Source organism: Paraburkholderia strydomiana, assembly GCF_031456815.1.
GTDB classification, from domain to species: domain Bacteria; phylum Pseudomonadota; class Gammaproteobacteria; order Burkholderiales; family Burkholderiaceae; genus Paraburkholderia; species Paraburkholderia caledonica.
Map to the genome: position 1 here is coordinate 683,323 of NZ_JAVDVL010000001.1, position 24,630 is coordinate 707,952.

At 62.0% G+C, this 24,630-nt stretch carries 20 protein-coding genes; 10 read left to right on the forward strand and 10 right to left on the reverse strand.

All coding sequences use genetic code 11. From position 1 onward, the window contains the following. Window positions 1-6 precede the first annotated feature (6 nt). Window positions 7-1,308, reverse strand: a complete 1,302-nt coding sequence (locus J2W46_RS03130) for a dicarboxylate/amino acid:cation symporter (RefSeq protein ID WP_020066389.1) — start codon at window positions 1,306-1,308, stop codon at window positions 7-9. A gap of 144 nt (window positions 1,309-1,452) precedes the next feature. Then, a complete protein-coding gene (locus J2W46_RS03135; protein WP_088173980.1) occupies window positions 1,453-2,322 on the reverse strand; it encodes an amidohydrolase family protein in 870 nt (289 codons plus the stop codon). A 212-nt stretch (window positions 2,323-2,534) separates the two neighbouring features. On the opposite strand from J2W46_RS03135, the gene J2W46_RS03140 reads away from it, so the two are divergent. Next, window positions 2,535-3,461, forward strand: a complete 927-nt coding sequence (locus tag J2W46_RS03140) for a LysR family transcriptional regulator (RefSeq protein WP_310351212.1) — start codon at window positions 2,535-2,537, stop codon at window positions 3,459-3,461. Window positions 3,462-3,506: 45 nt separating this feature from the next. On the opposite strand, the gene J2W46_RS03145 is transcribed toward J2W46_RS03140, so the two are convergent. Beyond that, complete coding sequence (locus tag J2W46_RS03145) at window positions 3,507-3,710, reverse strand: hypothetical protein (RefSeq protein WP_310351213.1); 204 nt, start codon at window positions 3,708-3,710, stop codon at window positions 3,507-3,509. A 347-nt stretch (window positions 3,711-4,057) separates the two neighbouring features. Between J2W46_RS03145 and J2W46_RS03150 the strand changes: the two genes are divergently transcribed. Further along, entirely contained in the window at window positions 4,058-5,068 is a 1,011-nt protein-coding gene (locus J2W46_RS03150) for a DUF2891 domain-containing protein (protein ID WP_088173981.1), read from the forward strand. A 136-nt stretch (window positions 5,069-5,204) separates the two neighbouring features. Here the strand turns inward: J2W46_RS03150 and J2W46_RS03155 are convergent, their stop codons facing one another. Continuing rightward, window positions 5,205-5,630 (reverse strand): PRC-barrel domain-containing protein, encoded by a 426-nt coding sequence (locus tag J2W46_RS03155; RefSeq protein WP_020066394.1) that lies wholly within the window; start codon window positions 5,628-5,630, stop codon window positions 5,205-5,207. A gap of 184 nt (window positions 5,631-5,814) precedes the next feature. Here J2W46_RS03155 and J2W46_RS03160 point away from each other — a divergent pair, with 184 nt between their 5' ends. Further along, complete coding sequence (locus J2W46_RS03160) at window positions 5,815-8,181, forward strand: DNA polymerase II (RefSeq protein WP_310351218.1); 2,367 nt, start codon at window positions 5,815-5,817, stop codon at window positions 8,179-8,181. Window positions 8,182-8,226: 45 nt separating this feature from the next. On the opposite strand, the gene J2W46_RS03165 is transcribed toward J2W46_RS03160, so the two are convergent. From J2W46_RS03165 to J2W46_RS03180, 4 genes are all read right to left on the reverse strand, one after another. Continuing rightward, the gene (locus J2W46_RS03165) at window positions 8,227-9,696 is read right to left on the reverse strand and encodes an alkaline phosphatase family protein (RefSeq protein WP_310351221.1); all 1,470 of its coding nucleotides are present in this window, start codon (window positions 9,694-9,696) and stop codon (window positions 8,227-8,229) included. A 278-nt stretch (window positions 9,697-9,974) separates the two neighbouring features. Further along, entirely contained in the window at window positions 9,975-11,318 is a 1,344-nt protein-coding gene (locus J2W46_RS03170; RefSeq protein ID WP_310351224.1) for an MFS transporter, read from the reverse strand. A 109-nt stretch (window positions 11,319-11,427) separates the two neighbouring features. After that, window positions 11,428-11,787 (reverse strand): protocatechuate 3,4-dioxygenase, encoded by a 360-nt coding sequence (locus tag J2W46_RS03175; protein ID WP_088173983.1) that lies wholly within the window; start codon window positions 11,785-11,787, stop codon window positions 11,428-11,430. Continuing rightward, window positions 11,784-12,629, reverse strand: coding sequence for a gallate dioxygenase (locus tag J2W46_RS03180; protein ID WP_087753432.1), 846 nt, complete (start codon window positions 12,627-12,629; stop codon window positions 11,784-11,786). Before J2W46_RS03180 ends, J2W46_RS03175 begins: the two co-directional genes overlap by 4 nt. Window positions 12,630-13,029: 400 nt before the next feature. Between J2W46_RS03180 and J2W46_RS03185 the strand changes: the two genes are divergently transcribed. Beyond that, the gene (locus tag J2W46_RS03185) at window positions 13,030-13,731 is read left to right on the forward strand and encodes a GntR family transcriptional regulator (protein ID WP_310351227.1); all 702 of its coding nucleotides are present in this window, start codon (window positions 13,030-13,032) and stop codon (window positions 13,729-13,731) included. Beyond that, entirely contained in the window at window positions 13,728-15,050 is a 1,323-nt protein-coding gene (locus J2W46_RS03190) for a LysR family transcriptional regulator (RefSeq protein WP_310351228.1), read from the forward strand. The genes J2W46_RS03185 and J2W46_RS03190 overlap by 4 nt, the downstream gene beginning before the upstream one ends. 72 nt (window positions 15,051-15,122) lie before the next feature. On the opposite strand, the gene J2W46_RS03195 is transcribed toward J2W46_RS03190, so the two are convergent. Further along, window positions 15,123-16,229: a 4-oxalomesaconate tautomerase gene (locus J2W46_RS03195; protein ID WP_310351229.1), complete on the reverse strand. Its 1,107-nt coding sequence runs from the start codon at window positions 16,227-16,229 to the stop codon at window positions 15,123-15,125. 330 nt (window positions 16,230-16,559) lie between these two features. Between J2W46_RS03195 and J2W46_RS03200 the strand changes: the two genes are divergently transcribed. Beyond that, a complete protein-coding gene (locus J2W46_RS03200) occupies window positions 16,560-16,850 on the forward strand; it encodes a hypothetical protein (RefSeq protein ID WP_310351231.1) in 291 nt (96 codons plus the stop codon). Between the two features lie 283 nt (window positions 16,851-17,133). On the opposite strand, the gene J2W46_RS03205 is transcribed toward J2W46_RS03200, so the two are convergent. Further along, window positions 17,134-19,476, reverse strand: a complete 2,343-nt coding sequence (locus tag J2W46_RS03205; protein ID WP_087753435.1) for a bifunctional diguanylate cyclase/phosphodiesterase — start codon at window positions 19,474-19,476, stop codon at window positions 17,134-17,136. Window positions 19,477-20,065: 589 nt separating this feature from the next. On the opposite strand from J2W46_RS03205, the gene bcsD reads away from it, so the two are divergent. The 4 genes from bcsD (at window position 20,066) to bcsA (ending at window position 24,629) form a co-directional block, all read left to right on the forward strand. Then, window positions 20,066-20,521, forward strand: coding sequence for a cellulose biosynthesis protein BcsD (gene bcsD / locus J2W46_RS03210; protein WP_310351234.1), 456 nt, complete (start codon window positions 20,066-20,068; stop codon window positions 20,519-20,521). 138 nt (window positions 20,522-20,659) lie between these two features. After that, window positions 20,660-21,643 carry a cellulose biosynthesis protein BcsP gene (gene bcsP / locus J2W46_RS03215; RefSeq protein ID WP_310351235.1) on the forward strand — a complete coding sequence of 328 codons (984 nt, stop codon included), beginning with the start codon at window positions 20,660-20,662 and terminating at the stop codon, window positions 21,641-21,643. Further along, window positions 21,640-22,428 (forward strand): cellulose biosynthesis protein BcsQ, encoded by a 789-nt coding sequence (gene bcsQ, locus J2W46_RS03220; protein WP_020066408.1) that lies wholly within the window; start codon window positions 21,640-21,642, stop codon window positions 22,426-22,428. Before bcsP ends, bcsQ begins: the two co-directional genes overlap by 4 nt. Continuing rightward, entirely contained in the window at window positions 22,425-24,629 is a 2,205-nt protein-coding gene (gene bcsA / locus J2W46_RS03225; protein ID WP_020066409.1) for a UDP-forming cellulose synthase catalytic subunit, read from the forward strand. Before bcsQ ends, bcsA begins: the two co-directional genes overlap by 4 nt. Window position 24,630: the final 1 nt, after the last annotated feature.

Here is a 24,630-nt window from a genome sequence, read left to right on the forward strand (position 1 = left end):
ATGCGGTCAATCCGCCCGTCGACGCGACATGCCTGCATTCAGCTTCGAACGGTCGAGTTCGTGCTCCCACGCGGACACGACTAGCGTCGCAACGCCGTTACCGATCGTGTTCGCAATCGCGAGACCTGTACCCATGAAACGGTGAATGCCGAGAATCAGCACCATGCCGGACACTGGAATAAGCGGGAAAACCAGCAGCGTGGAAGTGAGCATCACGAACGCGGCACCGGCCACACCACTTGCGCCTTTCGACGTCAGCATCGCCACGCCCACGAGCGTCAACTGTTGCGTCAAGCTGAGTTCGATATTGAACGCCTGGGCAATGAATAGCACAGCCATCGTCAGGTAGATGTTCGTGCCGTCGAGATTGAACGAATAGCCCGCCGGAATCACGAGTCCAACGACCGACTTCGAGCAGCCGAGGCGCTCGAGTTTTTCGAGCATTTGCGGAAGCGCGGCCTCAGAAGAACTCGTGCCGAGCACGATCAGAATCTCTTCGCGGATATAGCTCATGAAGCGAAAGATGCTGAAACCGAGCAGCCGCGAAATTGCACCGAGCACGACGATCACAAATACGGCGAGCGTCGCATAGAACGCGCCGATCAGCTTCAGCAGCGGCACAACCGCGCCGATTCCGTAGGTGCCGATCGTGAACGCAATGGAGCCGAATGCGCCGATTGCCGCCACCTTCATGATGATGTGAACGATGCCGAAAAACGTATGAGCAAAGTAGTCGATCATTGCAATCAGCGGGCGCCCGCGCTCTCCGGTCGCTGCAAGTGCCGCGCCGAACAGCACTGAGATCAGCAGGATCTGCAGCACGTTGCCCGACGCGAAGGCGCCCGTGACGGTGTCGGGGATGATGTGCATCAGAAACTCGACTGTATTCTGCTGATGTGCTGCAGTCGTGTAACCGGCCAGAGCTTTTGTGTCGATGGTGGCCGGATCCAGATTGAAGCCACTGCCCGGGTGAAAGATGTGCCCTGCTACAAGACCTATCACGAGCGAGAGCGTCGACACGATCTCGAAGTACAGCAGCGCCTTGCCGCCGACTCGCCCCACCTTCTTCATGTCGCCCATTCCGGCAATGCCGGTCACCACAGTACAGAAGATGATCGGGCCAATGACCATCTTGATGAGCTTGATGAATGCGTCGCCGAGCGGCTTCATCTTCACGGCGAGCGACGGCGCGAAATGCCCGAGCAGCACGCCGATAATGATCGCGGCAAACACGTGGAAATACAGCGTTCTGTAAAACGGCTTCTTCGCGCCCGGCGCGGACGAGGTCATGACGGCACTCTCGCTCATGAAGCCGCTCCGAATCGGCAAACCCGGGAATCAGTTCTAGTCATCTTCGTCTCCATCGAAATTGATGAGCGGAAAGTCGATAAATGTCGCTTTCCGCATGCCTGCCGTCTCACGCGGCAGTTCAGGACATGATTGCGGCTGCAACTACACGTCGAAGCCGTAAAGCCGCGCGGGATTCGTCACCAGCAGTTTTTCACGCAATGCCTCGTCCGGGCAGAAGCGTAATAGCAGATCGACCAGTTCGCCGTCGTTCGGCATGTCCTTGCTGATGTTCGGATGAGGCCAGTCCGTGCCCCACAGCACACGGTCCGGCGCGGCTTCGATCAGCGTCTGGGCGAACGGAATCGCATCGTCGAAAGGCCGGCGGCCTGCAGACACGCGCTCGGAACCGCAGACTTTGACCCATGCGAGCGGATTGCGCATCAGTTCGAGCAGTTGCCGGAACGGCTGTTGATCGAGGCCTGCTTCGGCGCGCACGCGACCCATGTGGTCGATCACGAACGGCACCTTGATACGCTCGATCCGCTCGGCGTACTGCAGGATATCCTGCGCATCCAGATGCAGCACGACATGCCAGCCCAGCCGCTCGATCCGCTGCAGTACCCGGTCGAACACGTCGAGATCCGGCGCGCCGCCAAGATGCGCGACGAAGTTGAAGCGCACGCCCCGCACGCCGCGTGCGTCGAGGTCGGCGAGTTGTGCGTCGGTCACATCGCCGTCGACTATCGCGACACCCCGATAACGGCCGTTGCCACGCGCTATTGCATCGAGCATCGCGGTGTTGTCGGTGCCGTGACAGCTCGCCTGCACGATCACACCGCGGCTCAGGCCGAGAAAATCATGCAACGCGACCAATTGATCGAAAGGCGCATCGGGCGGCGTGTAGCTGCGATCCGGCGCATACGGAAAAACTTCGGCGGGACCGAACACATGGCAATGCGCGTCGCAGGCGTTGGCGGGCAATTGCTGTGCGGGCCGGACAGGATGGGGATCGGGCGGCAAACAGGATTTCATGGAAGCGTCGTCTCTATCTGGATGGCCGCGCGGCGCGGCTCTCTATGTAAGCTGGTAGGTAACCTGCCAAATGAGTTGGCAAATGAGTTGGCAGATAAGCTGGCAAATGAGCTGCCAGGTAAGCTGAAGTAAGCCGATTGTCGCGGGGAGCGTCGCTCGATACAATCGCTATACCAAACTAGCTGATATGTGAATTTCACATACCTCCCGCCATGGACCTCAAGCAGCTGGAAGCGTTTGTGCATGTGGCCGAACTCGGCAGCTTCACCCGCGCCGCCATTACGCTCGACACCAACCAGCCTGCGCTGAGCAGGCTCGTGCGACAACTCGAAGTGGAATTGCGCCATACGCTGCTCGAGCGAAATGGCCGCGGCGTCGCGCTCACGCCCGCAGGTCAGCGAATGCTCGCTCATTCGAAAGGGATCCTTTCGCAGGTCCAGCGCGCGTCGCAAGATCTGGACGAGTTGCGCGGTACCGTCGGCGGGCATTTTTGCATTGGCATTACACCGAGCTTCGCGAAAGTGGCGACCAACGAACTGGTGCGCAGCTTTCGTACGTCGTTTCCCGGCGCGACCATTTCCGTTGCAGAAGGTCTGTCGACCTATCTGATCGAATGGCTGATGATGGGTCGTGTCGATGTGGCAGTTCTTTACGACACGTTCGATACACCGCTGATCGACAAACGCACCGTATTCACCGAAGAACTCTTTCTGATCGGTGCTGACAGCGAAGCGCAAGCCGAATCCGCACGCGAGCCGGTGGATGCAATCGCGTTGCGCGATATTCCGCGTTATCCGCTGGTGATTCCCGGGCGCATGCACGCAATCCGGCGCATGCTCGAATCAGTCGCTGCCGAGCAAGGGGTAAGGCTCAACATCGAACTGGAGGTAGATGCGGTGTCGTCGATTCTGGATCTTGTCAGCGAAGGCATCGGCTACGCAGTGCTGCCGCTCAACGCAACCGTGAGCGACGCGCTCAAACGGCGCTTTAGCGTCACACGGATTACCGAGCCGACTTTATTCAGCCGCCTTGCTATTGCGACGAGCAGCAAACATACGTTGTCGCAACTGGCGGTTCAGGCGATTGCAATGCTCGAAGAGCGGGCATTGCCCCTCTACAGTACGGTGCGCAGCAGGTAAGAAAAGAGGACGTCTTCGCCATAAGGCTTGCAGTACTTTAAATCGCTAATCCGTAATCACCACGGCAACCGCTTTTGCGTGGGTCAATTCAAATGTACCGAGCCGGCCCGCGCGAACGTCGAGTACCAGGCGCTCGAGAAACTCCACTTCGCGTTCGCGTTGCACGTCGTCGCTGGTTGCGGCCGCAATCTTGTCGAGGCACATCCGCCGGCGCGCCAGCAGGAAATTCACGGCACTAGTACGCCGCATAAAGAACTGCTCCATCTTCGTGTGATCAACGCATTGCTTGTTCTGGAAAGCGACCATAGCACGCGCATATGGAGCAAAAGAGCGGCGCAAAGAACTCGAAAGGAACACCGCTCGGCTGTCTTTTTCTGCTCTCGCCCCTCCCGATCAACGTTCGAAAATTTAAGCGCCGCTTTAACTGCAATTGCCTTCTGTTCGCGGCCGCAAACGCCAACATCGCGCCAATCCAGCCGTAGCGACGGAATTTCCCGGAGCGCATCTGGCAGCGCGCGACGCTTGCCGCTTTGCTATTGTCAGCCGCCAATACGATACTAGTAGCCTGTACGTATTCCGCCTTCGAGGAACTGCTAATGACTGCCCTGCTCACTCGCGAACTCGCTTCGAAATTCGCCAACCTTGCGCTCGCCCACCTCACGCGCGAATATCCGAACAAACTCACGCATTCGCTTGCCGGCCCCGAAGACGTCAAAAGCCCTCGTGCATTGCATCCGATCTTTTATGGCAGCTATGACTGGCACTCGTGCGTGCACGGCTACTGGCTGGTTCTTCATTTAATAGAGCGCTTTCCGGACCTGCCGGAAGCGGCACGTATCGTCGCAGTGGTCGACGAGCACTTCACCGCGGCAAACGTGGCCGGCGAGCGCGCTTATCTGGACTTGCCGCACAACCTTGGCTTCGAGCGGCCGTATGGCTGGGCATGGCTGCTCGCGCTCAGCGCGCAGTTGCATTCGTTGAAGCTGTCGGATGCTGCGCGGTGGGCGAAAACGTTCGCGCCGCTGACCGAAGTTTTCGTCGAACGCTTCCAGACGTTCCTTCCCAAGGCCACCTATCCGTTACGTGTCGGCACGCACTTCAACATGGCGTTCGCGCTTGCACTCACGCTGGATTTCGCGCGGCAAACGTCACACAGCCAGCTCGAAGCGCTGATCGTCAGTACCGCGGAGCGCTGGTTTTTGCACGACGTGGGTTGCCAGGCATGGGAGCCCGCAGGCGACGAGTTTCTGTCCCCTTCGCTGATGGAAGCCGAGTTGATGCGGCGTGTGTTGCCGCCCGCTCAGTTCGTCGACTGGTTCGGCCGCTTTCTTCCCGATCTGGGTGCGAAAAAGCCCGCGACGCTGTTTGAACCGGTTACCGTCACTGATCGCACCGACGGCAAGATTGCTCACCTCGACGGCCTCAATCTGAGCCGTGCATGGTGTCAACGCTCGCTGGCCCGCGCGCTACCGGCGCAAGACATACGGCGCGCAGTGCTGTTCGATTCGGCCGAGCGGCATTTGCAAAGCGCACTGCCTCACGTGGCGGGAGATTACATGGGCGAGCACTGGCTGGGCACGTTCGCTACGCTCGCACTGGAAGCATGAGTTGGGTGCAGGCCGGCTATGTCCGGCCTGCAAAACAGATCTGCGTGGGGCGACGGATCAACTCACAAATCGGGCGACAAATCGCGCGCCTCAAGCCGGACCTCTCGTAGAGCCCGCGAATCCGCCGCCACCTGCATCACTGTGTCGACAGCTTCTTCGGCTTCGCCGGCGCCTGGACCTTGTTGTACTGGAATTCCGGCGTTGCCTTCAAGGCTGCCTTCGTCGCGCCGGCCAGATAAAAATTGCCCGAGCGAATGTCGAGTGCTGCGATAGGCACCGCTACGTCATGCGACGCAACGCCAAGGAAACCGCCCGCAGCGACGATTGCTGCTGAAAGCGAGCCGTCCGGTGCCACCACCAGATCGCGGATCGAGCCGATCTTCTCGTTCTGGTCGTTGTACACAGCCTTGCCAAGAATGCTCTTCTTCACGCTCCAGCCGTTCAGCAGCGCATTGGACTGCTCGACGGTGACACTCAGGGGTTGCGTGCCGGCGACTTGCGCCTGCGCGCCAAAGCTCGTTGCAGCTACCGCGACAGCCACCAGAAGTTTGCCCAAAGTCATTCTATTTACTCCCTTTTTAGAAGATCTGACCGGCGCATAACCGCGCCGAACGAAACGCTGCGAAAGCATCATACCGGCTGCGACGCGCGGCTGCATGCTCGGTGACACAGGGGCGCAGCGCGCTGCATAGACAGGGCGGTAAAATCGCATCGGGCGATAACGCGCTGTTTCCGAGGTGGTGAGTTTGACTGAGCTTGAACACGGTTTCATCTTGACGCGGCACTGGCGGGACACACCCGCCGGCACCGAAGTCGATTTCTGGCTGGCAACGGACGGCGGGCCTCGTCATATCCGTCTGCGCCATCAAACATCGGTTGCATTCATTCCCGCTGAACAGCGCGAGCGCGCCGAAACCATCCTGCGTCGCGAAGCACCGCTCGATCTGCGTTCACTGGAACTGCGCGACTTTCATCATCGGCCCGTGATGGGACTGTATTGTCCGCAATATCGTCAGTTGACCGGCTTTGAAAAGCGCCTGAAGCAAGGCGGCGTCGACGTCTATGAAGCCGACATCTTTCCGCCCGAGCGCTACATGATGGAGCGTTTCATCACCGCGCCGGTCATGTTCAGCGGTGATCATGCACGCGACGGCGCGCTCGTGAATGGCGAGTTGAAACCGGCAGCGGACTATCGTCCTTCATTGAAACTCGTGTCGCTCGATATTGAAACGAGCGTCCACGCCGAACTCTATTCGATTGCACTCGAAGGTTGCGGGCAGCGTCAGGTGTATATGCTCGGGCCGCCGAACGGCGACGCGAGTGAACTCGACTTCGACCTCGAATACTGCGAAACGCGCGCACAGTTGCTCGAAAAGTTGAATACGTGGATGGAGCGACATGATCCCGATGCGATCATCGGGTGGAATCTCGTGCAGTTCGATTTGCGTGTACTTCAGCAGCATGCCGAACAATACCGCGTGCCGCTTCGGCTTGGACGTGGCGGCGCCGCGATGGAATGGCGCGAACATGGCCTCAAGCAGAACCATTATTTTGCGGGCGCGGCCGGGCGGCTAATCATTGACGGCATAGAGGCGTTACGCTCCGCGACGTGGAGCTTCCCGTCGTTTAGTCTCGAACACGTTTCACGCGCTGTGCTCGGCGAAGGCAAAGCTATCGACAATCCTTATCAGCGCATGGATGAGATCCAGCGCCGCTTCGACGAGGACAAGCCGGCACTCGCCCGGTACAACCTGAAGGATTGCGAACTCGTCACGCGCATTTTCGCCAGAACAGAACTGCTGCCGTTTCTGCTGGAACGCGCCACCGTAACCGGCCTGCCCGCCGATCGCAGCGGCGGTTCGGTTGCGGCGTTCACGCATTTGTATATGCCGCGAATGCACCGGCAAGGCTACGTCGCACCTAATCTCGGCGACGTGGCGGGCGCAGCAAGTCCCGGCGGATTCGTCATGGACTCACGCCCTGGACTTTACGATTCAGTGCTGGTGCTCGATTACAAGAGCCTGTACCCGTCGATCATTCGTACGTTTCTGATCGACCCGGTCGGATTGGTAGAAGGCATGCTGAATCCCGCCGACGATCAATCGGTGCCGGGCTTTCTCGGCGCCCGCTTCTCTCGCACGCGCCATTGCCTGCCGTCGATTGTGAGCCAGGTCTGGCAAGGCCGCGAAACAGCGAAGCGCGAGCAGAACAAACCGCTCTCGCAAGCATTGAAGATCATCATGAATGCGTTTTACGGCGTGCTCGGCTCGACCGGTTGCCGCTTTTTCGACCCGCGGCTTGCGTCGTCTATCACGATGCGCGGTCACGAGATAATGCACCGCACGCGCGAGCTGATTCAGGCCGAAGGTTATGAAGTCATTTACGGCGATACGGATTCGACCTTTGTCTGGCTCAAGCACGCGCACGGCGAAGAAGAAGCGAGCCGCATTGGACGAACGCTTGTCGACCATATCAACGCATGGTGGCGGCAGGATCTGCAACAGCGTTTCGGGCTGGAGAGCGCACTCGAACTGCAGTTCGAGCGGCATTACCGGCGGTTCTTCATGCCGACCATTCGGGGCGCCGAAGAAGGCAGCAAGAAGCGCTATGCGGGGCTTACTGTTTTGCCGGACGGCAGCGAAGAGATCGTCTACAAAGGACTCGAAACGGTGCGCACGGACTGGACTCCGCTCGCGCAGCAGTTTCAGCAGGAGCTCTATCGGCGCATCTTCACACAGCAGCCTTATCAGGACTACGTGCGCGACTATGTGCGCGATACACTCGCAGGCAAGCTCGACGATCAGCTCGTCTATCGCAAGCGCCTGCGCAGGCCGCTTGGCGACTATGAACGTAACGTGCCGCCTCACGTGCGCGCCGCGCGTGTCGCCGACGAATACAACCGCCGGCAAGGACGCCCGCTGCAATATCAGAACGGCGGCTGGATCAGCTACGTCATGACGATCGCCGGACCCGAGCCGCTCGAAACGCTACGCTCGGCCATCGACTACGAGCACTATTTGACGCGTCAATTGCAACCTGTTGCAGACGCAATCTTGCCGCTGCTGCGCGACGACTTTACGCGGCTGACGTCCGGGCAGAAACAGTTGTTCTGACGCGGTGCCAGCAGCGTAAAGTCGGGCAAGCCATATCATTCAGGCTTACTGCGGCGCCGGAAAGCCGAGCGCGTCCGCTTTGGTTCGCAACTCGGCAAAACGGCCACCTGGCGCGCTGATCGCCGTGTTGGGCACGGCCTGGCTCCTGTCGAGTTGCTCAATGCCGCTCGCGCCCGAAGTCGCCGTCGATACATTCGAGCAGGCGGAGCCAAAGGTGCCTTGCGTCACCGCGATCGCCGGCGCGTCGGTGCGCGCGGCGTCGGTGAAGTCGAGCGCATAGGCCAGGTTGAAGGTTGTCGAATCGCTCGCGCGCACGCCGAGCGGGTCCAGACCGAAGCGCCATGCGAGCAACTGGTGAATGGAACTCGGGTCGAACGGATAACGCGACACGTAGTTGGCGCGCACACGCGGTCCGAGCAGCATGCAGGGCACGCGGAAACCGAGCCGGCCGTCGTTGCCGAGTGCGGCCTCGGCGGCGGACACCGGCTTCACGGGCGGCGCGACATGCTCCATGAAGCCGCCCCACTCGTCATACACGATGATCATCAGCGTCCTGCTCCAGTTGGGGCTGGTGCGTAGCGCATCGTAGATCTGGCCGAGCAGCACCTGGCCGTTGCGCACGTCGGCGTGAGGATGGTCGTCGTTCGACGTGCCCTGCGCCTCGCCGCCAAAGCTCGGCTCGACCATGCAGAACGACGGCAACGTGCCCGCGGCTGCGTCGGAGAGAAAGTTGGCAAAGAGCTTCGAGCGGCCCACGTAACGCGTGCCGTAGAGCGCGGTAAACGGCACGTCATGGAAGTAGTAGGTGGACGAGACGTTTTTCGCGTCCAGGCGATCCCAGATCGTTGGTAGCGTCGACGTGGCGAGCGTGTCCGATAAGCGGTCTGTTTCGCCGCTGTGCAGATAGACGCGGTTCGGATAAGTGTCGGCCAGAATGCCGCTCATGTAATAGTCGCAGACGGTGTACTGCGGTACCGCGCCGCGATAGAAGTCGAGGTCTGCCGCCTGGAAATAACCGATCGGCAACAGGTCGCCACGCGCGAGGCTCGTGTTGGGCGTGAGCAGGAAGCCATTCATTGCGCCATTGGCAAGATGAACGCGTCCGGCGTCGTATGAGTGATTGGGGTCGGCGAACGAGCAGGCCTGGAAACCATAGGCGGCGTTCGAGGGGAGCGAGAACGGCGTGTGAGTTTCGCCAAATGCATCTTTGAAATTTCGACCGCTCTGTGCAGTTTCCGCATTGGGCACCCAGCCTAGCAGATGGTCGAACGAGCGATTTTCCATGGTGACGAGCACCACGTGGTCGATGCCCGAGGTGGCCGGATCGGGTAGCGCGGGACGCGGCAGATTCGCGCGGCCGGGAGGAATCGTGCCGACGGCTGGCGTTCCTCCGGAGCCGCCGCTGCTACCGCCTCCGCCGCCTCCTCCGCACGCCGACAGTGCTATCGAGCCTGCCAGCGCGGCAAGAACCTTGCGGCGGCCTGCATCGGGCGGATTGGTTGGCCTGGTCGTCATGATCGTCTCCCTTTGTTAGCTGCTTGCTGTTTTCGCGGAAGAATTCGCGTGGCGGATTTTTACCGCCGGGCGATTTCGTGCAACGAGGGAGCAATTACTGTTCCGCTAAAAAGAAAAGCCGGGCTGACAACGCAGCCCGGCTTCTTACACGGCAACAGGATTGGGCCAGCAATGGAAAACGGTAAGTGAGATGCCCACGCCGCGCCGGGCCTGAGCGATGCGGCACGGCCGGAAACAGCGACCTGCTGCAAGCCTTCGCAAAGCTCCAGGTTCAGGCCTTATGCGTCGGCAACCGGACTACTGATGAAGCGCAGCGCAAGCCGGTTCATCACGATTGCAACGGCCGCGATGATGGCGGGGACAGCCAGCACCGAGAACACTACCTGGAAGCTGAACCCGAGCGACAGCAGCGCACCGCCTACGAGCGAACCCAGAATCCCGCCGAGGCGCCCGAACCCGAGCATCCAGCTCACGCCCGTCGCCCGTGCCCGCGTCGGATAGCAGCTCGGCGCCAGTGCATTCAAGCCGGTCTGCGCGCCGCTCATGAAGAACCCCGCACACGTGACGAGAACCGGCAGCAGGCTCGACTTGAGCGTGCCCATGCCGAGCGCAAAGATGAATACGCCGCCCAGCAGGTAGGCCGCACCGATCACGCCGTTGCGGTCCAGACGGTCCATCGCGAAGCCCACCGCCACCGCGCCGACAGTGCCGCCCAACTGGAACATGCCGGTGATCGCGGCCGCGCGCTCGACGGGCAAACCGGCGTCCTTGATCAGCGTCGGCAGCCAGCCGGTCAGCAGATAAATGATCAGCAGTCCCATGAAATAGGTAAGCCACAGCATCAGCGTGCTGAATGCGTAGCCGTCGGCGAACAGCATCCGCACAGGCGCCTTGGCGGCGACCACCGGTTCAGGCGCCGTAAAGCGCACGTCGCTGCTGAATTCGTGGCCGCATACGCGCCCGAGCGTCGCCGCAATACGTTGAGTGGGCAGTTTGCGCACCAGCATCAGACGCGCGGATTCAGGCAGCAGCCACAGCAGCAGCGGCACGCTCACAATCGGCAGAATTCCGCCGAACATGAACACCGCGCGCCAGCCGTAGTGCGGGATCAGCGAAGCCGCGACGAAGCCGCCCGCGCCGGAGCCGAAATTAAAGCCCGTGAACATGATCGTGAGCAGCAGCGAACGATTGCGCGACGGCACATATTCGGAGAGCAGCGTGGTCGAATTCGGCATGGCGGCGCCAAGGCCGAGGCCCGTGAGAAATCGTAGCGCGACGAGTTGCACAGGCGTTTCGGCGAATGCGCAAATCAGGCTGAAAAAGCCGAAGCAGAACACCGAAGCAATGAGCACCTTCTTGCGTCCAATGCGATCGGCAACAGGACCCGCAGCCAAAGCGCCGACCGCGAGGCCGACCATGGCAGCGCTCATCACCGGACCGAACGCGGTGCGGCTCACATTCCAGTCATGCATGATGACGGGCGCAACGAAGCCCATCACGGCCGTGTCCAGGCCGTCCATCATGACGATCAGAAAACACAGAACGAGCACGAGCCATTGGTAGGGCGACACCTTTCGTGCGTCGATAAACGCCTTGATGTCGATTGAATCTGCAGATTTCATGCATGTCTCCGAAGAAAATAGTTTCCCGTCCCGGCTTTCCGTGGAAGCCGGGTTTTGTTCTTGCATCGAAATTGAAGGAGCCGCCAGCGCGCGGCTCAAGTGCTGCGCGCTAAACGGCGTCGGGCACGTTGCGCGTCTTTAAAAACGCTTCGAGGGTTTCGCCACGCATGCTTGCGTACATGCCCAGGTTGGTGATCTTCACCACGCGCGCGAATTTCTCGAGCACGAAGAAGCACACGCCGTAGCGGATCAGGCCGATCCAGTCGGCGTTGTCGACCAGCGTGCGTTCCTGCGGCGTGAGACCTGCCTTGTCATACGCCGCCTGACGATTTTCGAGCCACAGTGCGCGCGCCGCCGCTTCGCGCATCTGCCAGAAGAAGCGGTTCAGGCGCATCGCCTTGATGCTCTGGCGGATATCGAACGGATACGTGCCCGTCAGTTCTTCGACACCGATCAGTTGCGGATTCATTGCGCCACCTCGTCTTCGTAAATCGTCACGGCCATTGCGGTGCTCGTTGCAAGGTAGTAATTGCGATGCAGCTCGCGGACCTTTGAACCGAGCGCACCGCGCATGGCGAGCCACATGATCGTTTCGACGCTTTCCGCGCCGCCGAGGCGCACGTAATCGACATGCTTCATCGCGGCAAGACGTTGCGGTTCATGAACGATCAGGTCGAGGAACTCCATGTCCCACTCGGTGTTGTTAAAGCCGCTGCGCTCGCCGTGCACCTGGTGCGAAAGACCGCCCGTACCGACCACTACCACGTCGAGATCTTCTCCAAACGATTCGATCGCGCGGCGCAACGCCTGGCCGAGGCGATAGCAGCGGTTCGCGGTCGGTAGCGGATACTGCAGCACGTTGACCTGCACGGGCACCAGCGCAAGCGGCCAGCCGCCGGCATGAGGCAGCATCAACGAGAGAGGCGAATTGCAGCCGTGATCGAGCGGACGGTCCTGAAAGATTGTGAGGTCGAACTCGTCGTTGACCAGTTGCTCGGCAATGTGGATTGCAAGATCGGGATGGCCCGCGATATCCGGAAGAGGACGCTTGCCCGCACCCTCGTCCGCGAATTCATGATTGCCCGAGACGCCCAGAGCGAATGTCGGGTAACAGTCGAAGAAGAAGCTGTTCGCGTGGTCGTTGTAGAACATCACCATAGCGTCCGGCTTACGCTCGGCGAGCCAGTTCGCCACCGGCTCGTAGCCCTTGAAGAGCGGCGCCCATGCCGGGTCGTTCTGCTTACCCTTGTCGTACGCCATGCCGATAGTCGGCACATGCGAGGTGCCGATACCACCAATGATCCTTGCCATTTCGTTTGTCTTCCGTCGCTTCGTGCTGCGCAATTACTGCGGGCCAATCGGATACGTTGCAGGAAGGCTGAACACCTTCTCGCATTTCACTTGGGATACCAAGATAAGAGTTGCGCGGCTTTGTAGGAAGTACGGGTAAACCAATGTTACGGGGTCAATGAGTGCCTATATGAAGCCCCATTGCAGACTGTCTGAGCCTTGTATCAGTCCTGAAAGCCTTCTTCCGCTTGGAGCGTTTTGTATCCCAATTTCCCGTGCGCAGCATTTTCCAACGAGTTTTGGTGACAGGTAGCCATAAACAAAATAGATGCCTCTGAAACCAACTCGCAAGGTATGTCTCTACCGTGGTGCCGCGCGTTTTGCGTGGCTATACTGGACGACGTCCAATGAGCAGATGACGATGAACGAAACGACACAGCAGGCTATTGTTCAGACCTTACGCGAGAAGATCCTGGCAGGAGAACTGTCGCCGGGCCAACGCCTCGTCGAAGCGCAACTCGCGCAATCGCTCGGTGTATCACGTACGCCGCTGCGCTATGCACTCAGTGTGCTGTCTTCGGAAGGACTGCTCGACCGCTCGGGCGCGCGCGGCTATATAGTCCGCCGCTTCAGCGTACGCGACGTACTGAACGCAATCGATGTGCGCGGCGTACTGGAAGGTCTCGCCGCGCGTGCGGTCGCCGAGAGCGGCGTGGACGTCGCACTTGCCGCCGCACTCGACGATTGCCTGCGCGAAGGCGACGACATCTTTCGCAACGGCAACCTTCAACCCGGCGACGACGTGCGCTATGCGGCAATGAATGGGCGCTTTCATTCGCTCATCATCGCGGCAGCGCAGAACACGGCGGTTAGCGCCGCGTTGAGCCTGAACGACAAGATTCCGTTCGTCTCGCCCTTCACCATCGCATTCGACGAAGCCGCACGCGAGCGTCAATTCATGATGCTGATGTACGCGCACCGACAGCACCACGCGATTGCGGACGCGTTGAAGAAAGGCGAAGGCGCGCGCGTCGAGGCGTTGATGAAAGAGCACACGCACATATCGAAGGAAAGTCTGAATCTGTCGCTGCCGGCATTGCATCTGATCGCGGGCGCCGCATGACGCGCGACGCATCGCTCGTTGCCGTCAGAAACGACGCGCCCGGCAAAGCGCCTGCGAAGACCACGGCGCCCGCAAGCAGCAAGGACCTGCTCAATCTCGCGCAACTGCGCGCCTTCCGCCTTGTCGCGGACATGGGCAGTGCAACGCGTGCGGCCGCCGCGCTGTTTCGCGCTCAATCGGCGGTGACGCGCTCGGTTCAGGAACTCGAGTCGGCAGTTGGAGAACCGCTATTCGATCGCGGTCCTTCGGGCATGCTGCCCACCCCCGTTGGCCGGGCGGTGCTGCTTCGCTGCGAACGGATATTCGTAGAACTCGAAGAACTCGCACAATGGTGCGCTGCGCGGCAGGCACGCCGCCGCCCTGCTGCTGAAGGCGCACTGCCGGCCTATCTGCTGAACACACGGCGGCTGCAGATTTTCGTCGCGCTTGCACGGCACCGTCATATGCCGAGCGCGGCCAAAACGTTCGGTATCAGTCAGCCCGCCGTCAGCACCGCGGTTCGCGTGCTCGAAAGCGGCTCGGGACTGAGCCTCTTTCACCGGAGCCCCCGCGGCATTCTGCTCACCGCCGAAGGTGAAACGTTTCTGCTGCATGTGCGGCGCGCGTTGAACGAATTGCGCCACGTGCCCGACGATATCGCCGCCCTGCGCGGCAATATTCGGGGCGCGGTAACGGTCGGCGCGCTGCCGCTCGGGCGCACGCTGATCCTTCCCAAAGCGATTGCGAAATTGAGCGCGGACAATCCGGGCGTGCGGGTAGTCACCGACGAAAGCGCGTATGAAGCGCTGGTCGCGGGATTGAGAGCGGGTGACATCGACTTCATTCTCGGCGCGCTGCGCGACAACGACTCGACGAGCGGCCTGAAGAACGAGCGCTTGATGTCGGAAGACATGGTGCTTCTCGTGCGGCGCGATCATCCGCTTACGCGCGCTCATGAGCCGAACATCGCGGATCTGCGTGACGCGCAGTGGATCCTGCCGCGCAGTCACGCGCCCGCGCGAGCGCTGTTCGAAGCCCAGTTCAAACGGATGAAAATCAAACCGCCACTGCCCACGGTCGAAACCGCCGACCTCGCCGTGATTCGCGGCCTGCTGCTCGGCACCGACATGGTGGCGGCGCTGTCCGCACAGCAGTTGCACTACGAGGTGCAAGCGGGGCAACTCGCGGTACTCAAGGTGCCGCTGCACAACACGCGGCGCGAGATCGGGCTGACGATGCGCGCGGCCGGTACGCCCTCACCGGCGGCTCGGGCGCTGATCGACGCAATTCGTCTGTCGGTGGTCGAGCTCACGCGCACAGTCAGCGTCGCGGCTAGTTAGCGGCGGGTTGCGGCGACTGCCCGCTGATGGTCCGCTAGCGACCAGCAGCCAGGACCGCGGTCGTATCCGTCGCTAGACCTGCGGCTCCCATACCGAGGAAGGAATGCCGACCACACCGTCGAACAGCCAGCGCGCGGTGCGCAGCAACGCCGCGCTCAGCACTTCGGGCCGCTCGGGCTCGCCGCCGAGCGTGAGTTCGACGGTGAACTCGCCGGTCGGATGCTCGACGGAAACCCGCTTGCGTGCGCCTTCGAGTTCCACTTTCGCAATGCCGTCGCACACCGTACCGGGCAGCACCGCCGCCGTCGCCACACTGACTGCGCCGAGCACGCCAATCGATGCATGGCAGCGGTGCGGAATAAAACTGCGCGTGGAAATCGTGCCGCCGTTGCGCGGCTCCGCGACGAGGCACATCTTCGGTACCGTTCGGGCGCTGACGTCGCCAAGGTTCATCATCGGGCCCACGGCAAGCCGGATTTTTTCGATGCGCGCCTTGAGTTCGTCGTCTGCGTCGAGTTCTTCGCGCGTTTCATAACCGGTGCGTTGCAGGTCGCGCGCTCGCATCAGCACGAGCGGCATGCCGTTGTCGATGCACGTCAGTTCGACGCCTTCCACGGTGTCCTTGAGTCGTCCCGTCGGCAGCAGCGCGCCGCACGTCGACCCGGCCGTATCCCGGAACTCGAGCGGAATCGGCGCGGCGCCGCCCGGCACGCCGTCGATGCGCGCGTCGCCTTCATACGTCACGCGGAAGCCCGGCGTGCGGACCGTTGCAACCGCGATCTGCCCGGTGTTGACCATGTGAATCGCCACGCGCGTGATGCCGTCTTCAGCGTTGACGAGTCCGCGTTCAATCGCATACGGCCCGACGCCCGCGAGAATGTTGCCGCAGTTCTGGCCGAAATCGACGCGCGCCTCGTTGACGACGACCTGCGCGAACAGGTAGTCGACGTCGGCGTCCTCGCGCGACGATGGAGAGATGATCGCGACCTTGCTGGTCAGCGGGTCTGCACCGCCGATGCCGTCGATCTGCCGCGGATCGGGCGAGCCCATCACCGCGAGCAGCACACGGTCACGTTCGGCGGGCTCAGCGGGCAAGTCGGACGCCATGAAAAACGCGCCTTTGGACGTGCCGCCGCGAATCATCATGCAGGGAATGCGGGTCTGGGTGCGGCTTTGCATCGCGAGTCTCCATCGCTAATGGGCGGCTCTCATTGTAGTTTTCGATGCCACCGGCACAGCACCTAAAGCGGCCTGCAAGTCCATCCAATCTGTTTATCGACTATGCCTGATGGCGATCTGCAGCCTCGTTGCAAGCCGCCTGGAATGGCACGAATGCGAGCCTGCTGGCATGCGTTGACGCAACGTCCGCGTGAAACCGTTTTCTCCATACGAAATGCACGCGTTTGCCCATCGCCGGGGATTGGCTTCAAAACCGCCTTCTATTCGACCAATTGAAGCTCGGCCACCCAGCGCACACTGACATTGTGCCAATTGCGTCAGGAGCCTCAGATGTCTTCCCGTCATCGCCAGAATCGCCCGTTCGACGAAAACCTGCTCGAGCCGGCAACGGCCGAATGGACCAACCCTGCGCCCGACGCCGATGCGCAAACCATGCACGGCCTGCACATTGCTTCGCAGAATGTGTTGCACCTCGCGACGCAGACGTACAATGCTGCGGCGCGCGGCGACGATGCAGCGGCACAGGCAGCGCGCGCGTCGCTGGAACAGCAACTGGGTCTGACCACGCGTCTGATCGACGAGCTTGTTTCCGGCGGAGCCGACCAGCTCACGATGCACTGACCGGCCCCCAATAAAACAAGGCCGACAGCAATAACCGCGGTTTCCAATCTTCGAGACAAGAAATGAGCGCTTTGACGGTAATTCTCTGCATCTGGGCAATGGTTGCGTTCTGCGCGGTGCTGTTCATCCGCGGAGCCACGGCGCGCGTCGAGCGCCCCAGGAAGTCGACACAAAGCCGTCCGGCGCGCTTCTCAATCGCCGAATAAGGGCTCGGCGGGGCGCGATGCAGCGGGGCTCGCTGGATTGTGGTGAACGGTCGTTGCACGGCGCCGCTTGGGTGCCGTCATTCCCGCGCCGGCCAGGGCAAACCCTGCGCCGACCAGTCGAGTTCGACGCCGATCACCGAACGCTCGTCCGCGAACTGTGCAGCGAGCGTCACTGCGATGCACGGCCTGCCACTCGCTAGCGAAAGGTATGGATTGCTGGCGATCGCGACACCCGGCAACAGCACGGCATTGCGATAGTACGGCCGATGATCCCAGCGCGCGTCTCGCGGATTCGCCACCGGATGCAGCGAAGCGCCTTCCATGCTCCACGCCGGCCCCGGCACTTCGGGACCGAGCTGGCGTCCGGAAGCGTCGAGGATGAAGCAGCTTACGCAACGCTCGAACGTCGCCAGAGAAGAGAACGCGCGATCCATGGCTACGCCGGCATGCAACGCGTCCGCGGCCTCGCGCAACGCCACGCGGTACGGCTCGACCACGGATTCGAACAACGCATGCTGATGCGCGCGGCCCTGCGCGATCATGTCGAAAGCATCGTCAATTCGTAGATGCACGGAGCCAGGCGAAACGATCTGCGCTGCCGGCCGCCCAAGCAGATACCCTTGCGCGAAGTCCACGTTCGATTCGACGGCGAGAATCAGCTCCTCGGTCGTTTCCACACCTTCCACTACCACCAGCATGCCGGCCTGATGCAACAGCGACACGAGCTTCGGCAAGATCGGCTGTTCGGTGCCGTGGCTCGTCGCGCGTATCAGTTCGCCGTCGAGCTTGACGATATCCGGACGGATGCGCAGCAGCCGGTCGAGGTTCGACTGGCCGGCTCCGAAATCGTCGACGGCAATCAGGAAACCGTGTTCGCGATACAGCGCCGCCGCGCGCGACATCTCGCCGACACTGCCGCCGTGCGACTCGAGAATTTCCAGAATCACCTGTTGCGGCGCGAGTCCCACCCTTCGCACGATGGCGGCGAGGTCATCCGCATAACCGTCGGCGACGAACGTGGCCGGCAGAATGTTGAGAAACAGCCAGCCGTCGGCGGGCAGCGACGCGCGTGCGTTGGCAAGGTGCACGGCATGGCTCGCGCGGTCTAGCACGCCTTCGTCGTTGGAGGGCTTGGGCGCGAACAGCGCCGCGGGCGGCAGCAGCGTGCCGTCGTCCAGCTCGCCCCGCAGCAGCGCCTCGAAGCCCACCTGCTTCTGATGCGACAAGCTGAAAAGCGGCTGAAAATGGGAGGTGAGGTAATAGTCTTCCCATCGATGCCGCGAGTTCGACGCGCCCGCCGAGCCCGCCGCACCACAGGCGTCTTCGATCAGCGACTGCAGCGGTGCCTGCGGCAGCGGACGCTCCGAGCACACGCGATTCCTGCCCGAATGCTTGGCGCGCAGCAACGCTTCATCGGCGCGGTCGAGCAGCACCATGATGCTTTCGCCGCTGCGGTGTTCGGCCACGCCGAAACTGGCAGTCAGATTGCCGTCCGGGCGCTCAATCTCGGCAATTGCGCCGCGCAGCCGCTCGGCGAGGCGCAGCGCGCCGGCCAGTCCGTCGCATAGCAATATGGCAAATTCTTCGCCGCCGATCCGGCTCACGCTGTCCGTGCCCCCGGTTCCGTCGAGCAGCACCTGCGCGACCTCGCGCAACGCAAGGTCGCCCACCCCATGACCGAACCGGTCGTTCAACGACTTGAAGTTGTCGATGTCCAGAAAGATCGCGCTGACCTCTCCGCCCTGCGCCACGTCCGCGAGCCGCCGCTCCGCCTGGGCGACGAACGCGCGGCGGTTTTGCAGACCGGTCAGTGGATCGGTGGCCGCCAGTTGAGCCAACTGGTCCTCCAGCAGGAAGTGATTCCGCCGGAACCGGTAGAAGCCGAAATGAAATACGACCGAGGTCGGCAAGCCGATCGCCGCGATCCACATCCACATGACGACGTCGACGTCGGCCGTGCGCGGCGCGCCAGGCAGCAGCGGGATCGCTGCCGCATAGAAGAGCGCGCTGCCGACAAAGAAATGCGTCGGCGTGAGCCAGAGCGGCGCGGCGCAAACCGGTATCACGACCATCGCCGGCAGCGTCCACAGCAGCGGCTGTTGCAAGCCCACAACATTCAGCGCGAGTCCGCCGACGAGCGCGAGCGAAAACGCGACGCCGATTGCCCCGAAGGTCCACGTCGACTTCGCACGCGGGATGGCCAGCACCAGCAAAGCCAGCACTAGCGCACAGCCAAGGCGATACGCAAGCGGCGCCGCCGGTCCGCCGACAAACGCGCGCGCCGCGACGAGAGAGAGGAACGCAACGACGGTGAACGCCATTGTCACGGTCGACAGCGGACGCTGATGTTCAAGCGAGCGCCGGTGAAAGCGCTCGCGCAGACTGGCATCGGATGAGTGCTGCGTCGAAGTGAGGAGCATAAGGATGGGCTACAGGGCAGGTCCGGTCACTCTATCCATGTATATCGGCAAACATCTGACGAATGTTGAGCCTTTCCAAAAATATCCGGCAATAAATACGCGGGCGCTCGCTCGGATCAGGCGACGCAGCGACTGGGCCGCGCCCGCGCGCCGAATCCGCAATGCTCGGGGCTCGGCGATCATACTCCCGGCCGGAAATTAATTCCGACAAGATACAACCCTTGGCGGAAATGCACGTCGGTAGAAAAAGGAAGGCAAAGATCCTCAATGCCTTGAACAAAGTAGCCGTTAATACACCTGGAAGTTGTGAGCGCAACAGTCGTTTGCGAGCCACAGACTCATGGCAGAAGTTGCAATGCTTCGTGGTCCTTCTGTATGCAGCATAGGGTTCGCACGTATCGGCCAGGTGACCGAAAGTGGCTAAAAGTTAATGTCTTAAGTAGACTGCTTCAAAGTGTGCGGAAGCGCCTGGTGAAAGCGGTAAAACTAACCTACGCGGCCTTGCGCGAGTTATGCGAGCACTGTCCCTGCACCCGGTCGTCGCGGTCCTTTTTAGCCAGTTGGCATCGACGGCCATTTTCCAGAAAACATGGTTCCAATCCTCGATTACCTGCTCGGACGCCAGATGTCACCGCAATGGCGGGGCATGCTTTGCGCCTTGGCCTCGGAGTTCGAGGCGCAGATCGGCCGCGATGAATTGCGTCAACTGATGCACCGCGTGGGAAGTCGTTTTGCTGCGGCCCATCCGCTGCCTGCCTGCGACTCGACCACCGACCTCGAGCGGACCCTGAACGAGCGTTGGCAGGAAATCGATTGGGGATATGTCGAACTCGCCGACGACTCCGAGTCGCTACGCATCGTTCACTACTGCGCGCCGCTGCCGGCGTTCGGCAACGACGCGCTCGCGTGGACCCCGGCGTTCCTGGAAGGCGCGTATCAGACCTGGTTGAGCGCGCTTGGCGCGCAGGGCTTGTCAGTCGCACAAACCAGCGAGTATTCGCAAGACACGGCGCTCGAGTTCCGTCTCGGCCGTCATGCAGCGTGAAAGCCGTAACAGGCCAGGGCCGAGCTGCGCGCAGGACCGGTGCGCGATCAGCAACGGGCAGTCAGGTTGGGCACTGGTTTCGCGCCGCGACCGGAAGTAAGGACCGGGCAACGTAAAGCACTAATGAATGGCGGCAACATGAGTTCATCAAGCGACATCGAAAAATTATTCGATCACTTCGGCGGCGACGCCAACGCGTACCAGGAGATCGGGCGCGAGAACGAGGCGCATTCGGCGCGCACGCGCTGGCCGTTGCTGGTGACGCTCGATCTCAAGCAGCCGCTGATTCCCCCGATCGGGCAGCGCGCACAAGCAAGACCTCAACCGGTGGCCGATGAGGCCGCCGCGTTCGCCGTCGACCGTCAGGACCCGGCCACGCCGAAAGACGCGGCCTCGGTGACGCGCGCAAAGGCACCGCTTTTCACGCGCTCACATCGGCGCGACATTCCGCCGGTTGTCGTGGCTGCGGCAACGCCGGCCGCGCCGCGCGGCGCATCGCGCTTCGGTGCGCCCGAAACGCATGGCGAGCTCACGCAGGCAACGGCTTCGAAGGCGGCTGATGCTGCGTCGATGCCGGTTTCGTCTCCGGTTCCACCGGCAACGAGACAGGGCGAGCCGGTGGCTGTTGTCGCCCCTACCGCCAAGATCGCATCTATCGCCCCGCTCGCGCCAGTTTCCGCCGTGCCGCCGATCCCGCCGATTCCGCCCTTCATGCAGAGTGCGCCGGCCATCGCTGCTGCGAGCAATCCGCCCGCGGCATCGGCGCCAACATCTGCGGCCGCACCGGCATGGGCACAAGCGCCGGCGCCTGTCCGTTCCGGTCCGGGCGCCGCCCGCACGCCCCACGCCGCGCCCGCCCCCGCCTCGGCCCGCACGCAGCCCTTCATGTCTGCGCCAACGTCCATGGCAGCTTCGCAACCGACGTCGATCCTCGGCAAACTGTTTAGCTCGCAAGCGGAGACCGCGCCGCTCCACGCGGCCGCGCCCGCCACGCAAGCGGTGCCGCTGCAATCGCTGTTCGACCGCCTGCGCGGCACGCCGCGCGCAGCCGCGGCGTCGGCAGTCAGCGCCGAACCCGCCGAGTCCAACTCGTGGCTCGTCAACCGCCCGCGTCGCTCATGAAAGTCATTGCGGTAGTGTCCGCCAAGGGCGGCGTCGGCAAGACGACCCTCGCCGCGAACCTCGCTTCGGTGCTCGCCGCGAGCGGCCGCCGTGTGATCGCGCTCGACCTCGATCCGCAGAACGCGCTGCGTCTGCACTTCGGCGTGCCGCTCGACAGCATCGACGGCATCTCGCGTGCCACGCTGACCGGCGACGCATGGCAGTCGGTCATGTTCGACGGCGTGGACGGCGTCACCGTGCTGCCATACGGCGCGGTACTGGAAGACGACCGCCGCCGCTTCGAGGCGCATGTCGACCAGGACCCGCTGTGGCTCGCGCATGCGTTGCGCAGCTTGAGGCTCGAAGCATCCGACGTCGTAGTCGTGGACACACCGCCGGGTTCGTCCGCGTACGTGCGCGCCGCCTTGTGCGCGGCCACTTTCGCGCTGAACGTGGTGCTGGCGGACGCCGCTTCTTACGCGGCGATCCCGCAAATGGAGCGGCTGATCGACACCTACGCGGCGCCGCGCGCCGAGTTCGGCGGCGTGGGCTATGTCGTCAATCAGATCGACCAGTCGCGCCAGTTGACCAAAGACGTCCTCAAGGTTCTGCGCCAGATGCTCGGCGAGAAACTCTTTCCCGGCGTGATCCATCTCGACGAAGGCGTGAGCGAAGCACTCGCCTGCGACACCACGCTCATCCACTACGATCCGCTTAGCCAGGCCGCCGCCGACTTCCGCGCGTGCGGCACGTGGCTGATGTCGGCGGTCGACGCGATCGCTGTCTCGCCAAGGAATGTCGCATGAGCACGACTCATCCCGAAGGCATTGAAGCGAGCGAACCGTCGCGGTTCGAACGCTTTGTCGACGCACGCTTCTGGAATAGCCGCATCGTCACCGGTCTCGTCACGCTGTTCGCACTGGTGATGCTGTACTTCGTTTTCACGGTGCCGCTCGCTTTCTACGAGCAACTCACGTTCGCCACCTGCTGCTTCGTCACCGCGCTGCTGTTTCGCCGCCTGCAAGGCCGTTACGCGACGATGGTGATGATCATGCTCTCAGTGGTGACGTCGGGCCGCTACATGTACTGGCGGCTGACCTCGACAACTTATTGGGAGCATCCGCTCGACGCCGCGTGGGGTCTGCTGCTCGTGTCGGCGGAAGTCTATTCGACGCTCGTGCTGCTGCTCGGCTACTTTCAGACTGCATGGCCGCTCAAGCGCAAGCCGATGCCGCTGCCCGCCTCGCGCAGCGACTGGCCGACCGTCGACGTCTTCATTCCCACTTATAACGAGCCGCTTTCGGTGGTAAAGCCGACCATCTACGCAGCGCTCGCGCTCGACTATCCGGCCGAAAAACTGTCCATCCACGTGCTGGACGACGGCCGCCGTCCCGAGTTCAAGGCGTTCTGCGAGGAAGTCGGCGTCAACTGGACGATCCGCACGCACAACCGCCACGCGAAGGCGGGCAACATCAACGAAGCGTTGAAGATCACCAAGGGCGAATACCTCGCCATTTTCGATTGCGATCACATTCCGACGCGCTCGTTCCTGCAGATCGGCCTTGGCTGGTTCCTGCGCGACAAGCTGCTGTCGATGCTGCAAACGCCGCACCACTTTTTCTCCGCCGACCCGTTCGAGCGCAATCTCGGCACGTTCCGCAAAGTGCCGAACGAAGGCGAACTGTTCTATGGGCTCGTGCAGGACGGCAACGATCTGTGGAACGCCACCTTCTTCTGCGGTTCTTGCGCGCTGCTGCGCCGTACCATGGTCGAGGAGATCGGCGGCATTGCGGTAGAGACCGTCACTGAAGACGCTCACACCGCGCTGAAGCTGCATCGTCTCGGCTACACCACAGCGTATCTGGCGATTCCGCAAGCCGCGGGGCTCGCGACCGAAAGCCTGTCGGGTCACATCGGCCAGCGGATTCGCTGGGCGCGCGGCATGACGCAGATCTTCCGGATCGATAATCCGCTCACGGGCAAGGGCCTGAAGTTCGGCCAGCGGCTTTGCTATCTGAACGCGATGATGCACTTCTTCTACGGCATCCCGCGTCTCGTGTTTCTCACAGCGCCGCTGTCGTATCTGTTCTTCGGCGCGCATGTGATCGAAGCCGCCGCGAGCACCATCGCCATCTACGCATTGCCGCACATGATGCACGCGAGCATTACCAATTCGCGCATGCAGCGCTCGTTCCGCCATTCGTTCTGGGCCGAGGTCTATGAATCGGTGCTGGCGTCGTATATCACCGCGCCCACCTTGCTCGCGCTCATCAACCCGAAGCTCGGCAAGTTCAACGTGACGGCCAAGGGTGGCCAGATCGAGAAGAACTATTTCGACTGGGCGATCTCGCGGCCGTATCTGTTCCTGCTGTTGCTGAACCTGATCGGCTTCTGCGTGGGCATCGTGCATATCTATCTGAACTGGCATACCCGCAGCATCGTGCAGACCACCGTGCTGAACCTCGGCTGGACCACGTACAACATGCTGATTCTCGGCGCGAGCGTGGCTGCCGCGAGCGAGCGCCGGCAGATTCGCGCGGTGCATCGCGTGGCGATGGAAATGCCGGTCATGCTCAAGTTCTCCACGGGCCGCACGCTCGCCTGCAAGACCATTGACTACTCGGAAGGCGGCGTAGGTGTCGCGTTACCCGCGGCCATTCAGGTGCCGATGCACGAGCGTGTCACCGTGTCGCTTTTTCGCGGCGACGAGGAATACGCGTTCCCCGCCACGGTCGGCTTCACGGCGCCGGGCCGGGTCGGCCTGCGCTTTTCCGCGATGACGCGCGAGCAGGAATACGAGTTCGTCAAGACCACGTTTGCACGCGCCGACGCCTGGACCGGCTGGGCCGAGGGGCGCCAGCAGGACACGCCGCTGCGCGGGCTCTCGCACGTGCTGACGGTGGGCGTGCGCGGCATCGCAGGCCTCTTCGAGCATCTCTACAACGACCTGCGAAGCTCGATGAAAAGCCGTCCGGTGGACGTCAAGAAGCTAAAAACCAAAGACTGAT

Coding starts and splice junctions, on each gene's coding strand:
- J2W46_RS03130 (WP_020066389.1), bottom strand. CDS start 1,308: ATGAGCGAGAGTGCCGTCATGACCTCGTCCGCGCCGGGCGCGAAGAAG.
- J2W46_RS03135 (WP_088173980.1), bottom strand. CDS start 2,322: ATGAAATCCTGTTTGCCGCCCGATCCCCATCCTGTCCGGCCCGCACAG.
- J2W46_RS03140 (WP_310351212.1), top strand. CDS start 2,535: ATGGACCTCAAGCAGCTGGAAGCGTTTGTGCATGTGGCCGAACTCGGC.
- J2W46_RS03145 (WP_310351213.1), bottom strand. CDS start 3,710: ATGCGGCGTACTAGTGCCGTGAATTTCCTGCTGGCGCGCCGGCGGATG.
- J2W46_RS03150 (WP_088173981.1), top strand. CDS start 4,058: ATGACTGCCCTGCTCACTCGCGAACTCGCTTCGAAATTCGCCAACCTT.
- J2W46_RS03155 (WP_020066394.1), bottom strand. CDS start 5,630: ATGACTTTGGGCAAACTTCTGGTGGCTGTCGCGGTAGCTGCAACGAGC.
- J2W46_RS03165 (WP_310351221.1), bottom strand. CDS start 9,696: ATGACGACCAGGCCAACCAATCCGCCCGATGCAGGCCGCCGCAAGGTT.
- J2W46_RS03170 (WP_310351224.1), bottom strand. CDS start 11,318: ATGAAATCTGCAGATTCAATCGACATCAAGGCGTTTATCGACGCACGA.
- J2W46_RS03175 (WP_088173983.1), bottom strand. CDS start 11,787: ATGAATCCGCAACTGATCGGTGTCGAAGAACTGACGGGCACGTATCCG.
- J2W46_RS03180 (WP_087753432.1), bottom strand. CDS start 12,629: ATGGCAAGGATCATTGGTGGTATCGGCACCTCGCATGTGCCGACTATC.
- J2W46_RS03185 (WP_310351227.1), top strand. CDS start 13,030: ATGAACGAAACGACACAGCAGGCTATTGTTCAGACCTTACGCGAGAAG.
- J2W46_RS03190 (WP_310351228.1), top strand. CDS start 13,728: ATGACGCGCGACGCATCGCTCGTTGCCGTCAGAAACGACGCGCCCGGC.
- J2W46_RS03195 (WP_310351229.1), bottom strand. CDS start 16,229: ATGCAAAGCCGCACCCAGACCCGCATTCCCTGCATGATGATTCGCGGC.
- J2W46_RS03200 (WP_310351231.1), top strand. CDS start 16,560: ATGTCTTCCCGTCATCGCCAGAATCGCCCGTTCGACGAAAACCTGCTC.
- J2W46_RS03205 (WP_087753435.1), bottom strand. CDS start 19,476: ATGCTCCTCACTTCGACGCAGCACTCATCCGATGCCAGTCTGCGCGAG.
- bcsD (WP_310351234.1), top strand. CDS start 20,066: ATGGTTCCAATCCTCGATTACCTGCTCGGACGCCAGATGTCACCGCAA.
- bcsP (WP_310351235.1), top strand. CDS start 20,660: ATGAGTTCATCAAGCGACATCGAAAAATTATTCGATCACTTCGGCGGC.
- bcsQ (WP_020066408.1), top strand. CDS start 21,640: ATGAAAGTCATTGCGGTAGTGTCCGCCAAGGGCGGCGTCGGCAAGACG.
- bcsA (WP_020066409.1), top strand. CDS start 22,425: ATGAGCACGACTCATCCCGAAGGCATTGAAGCGAGCGAACCGTCGCGG.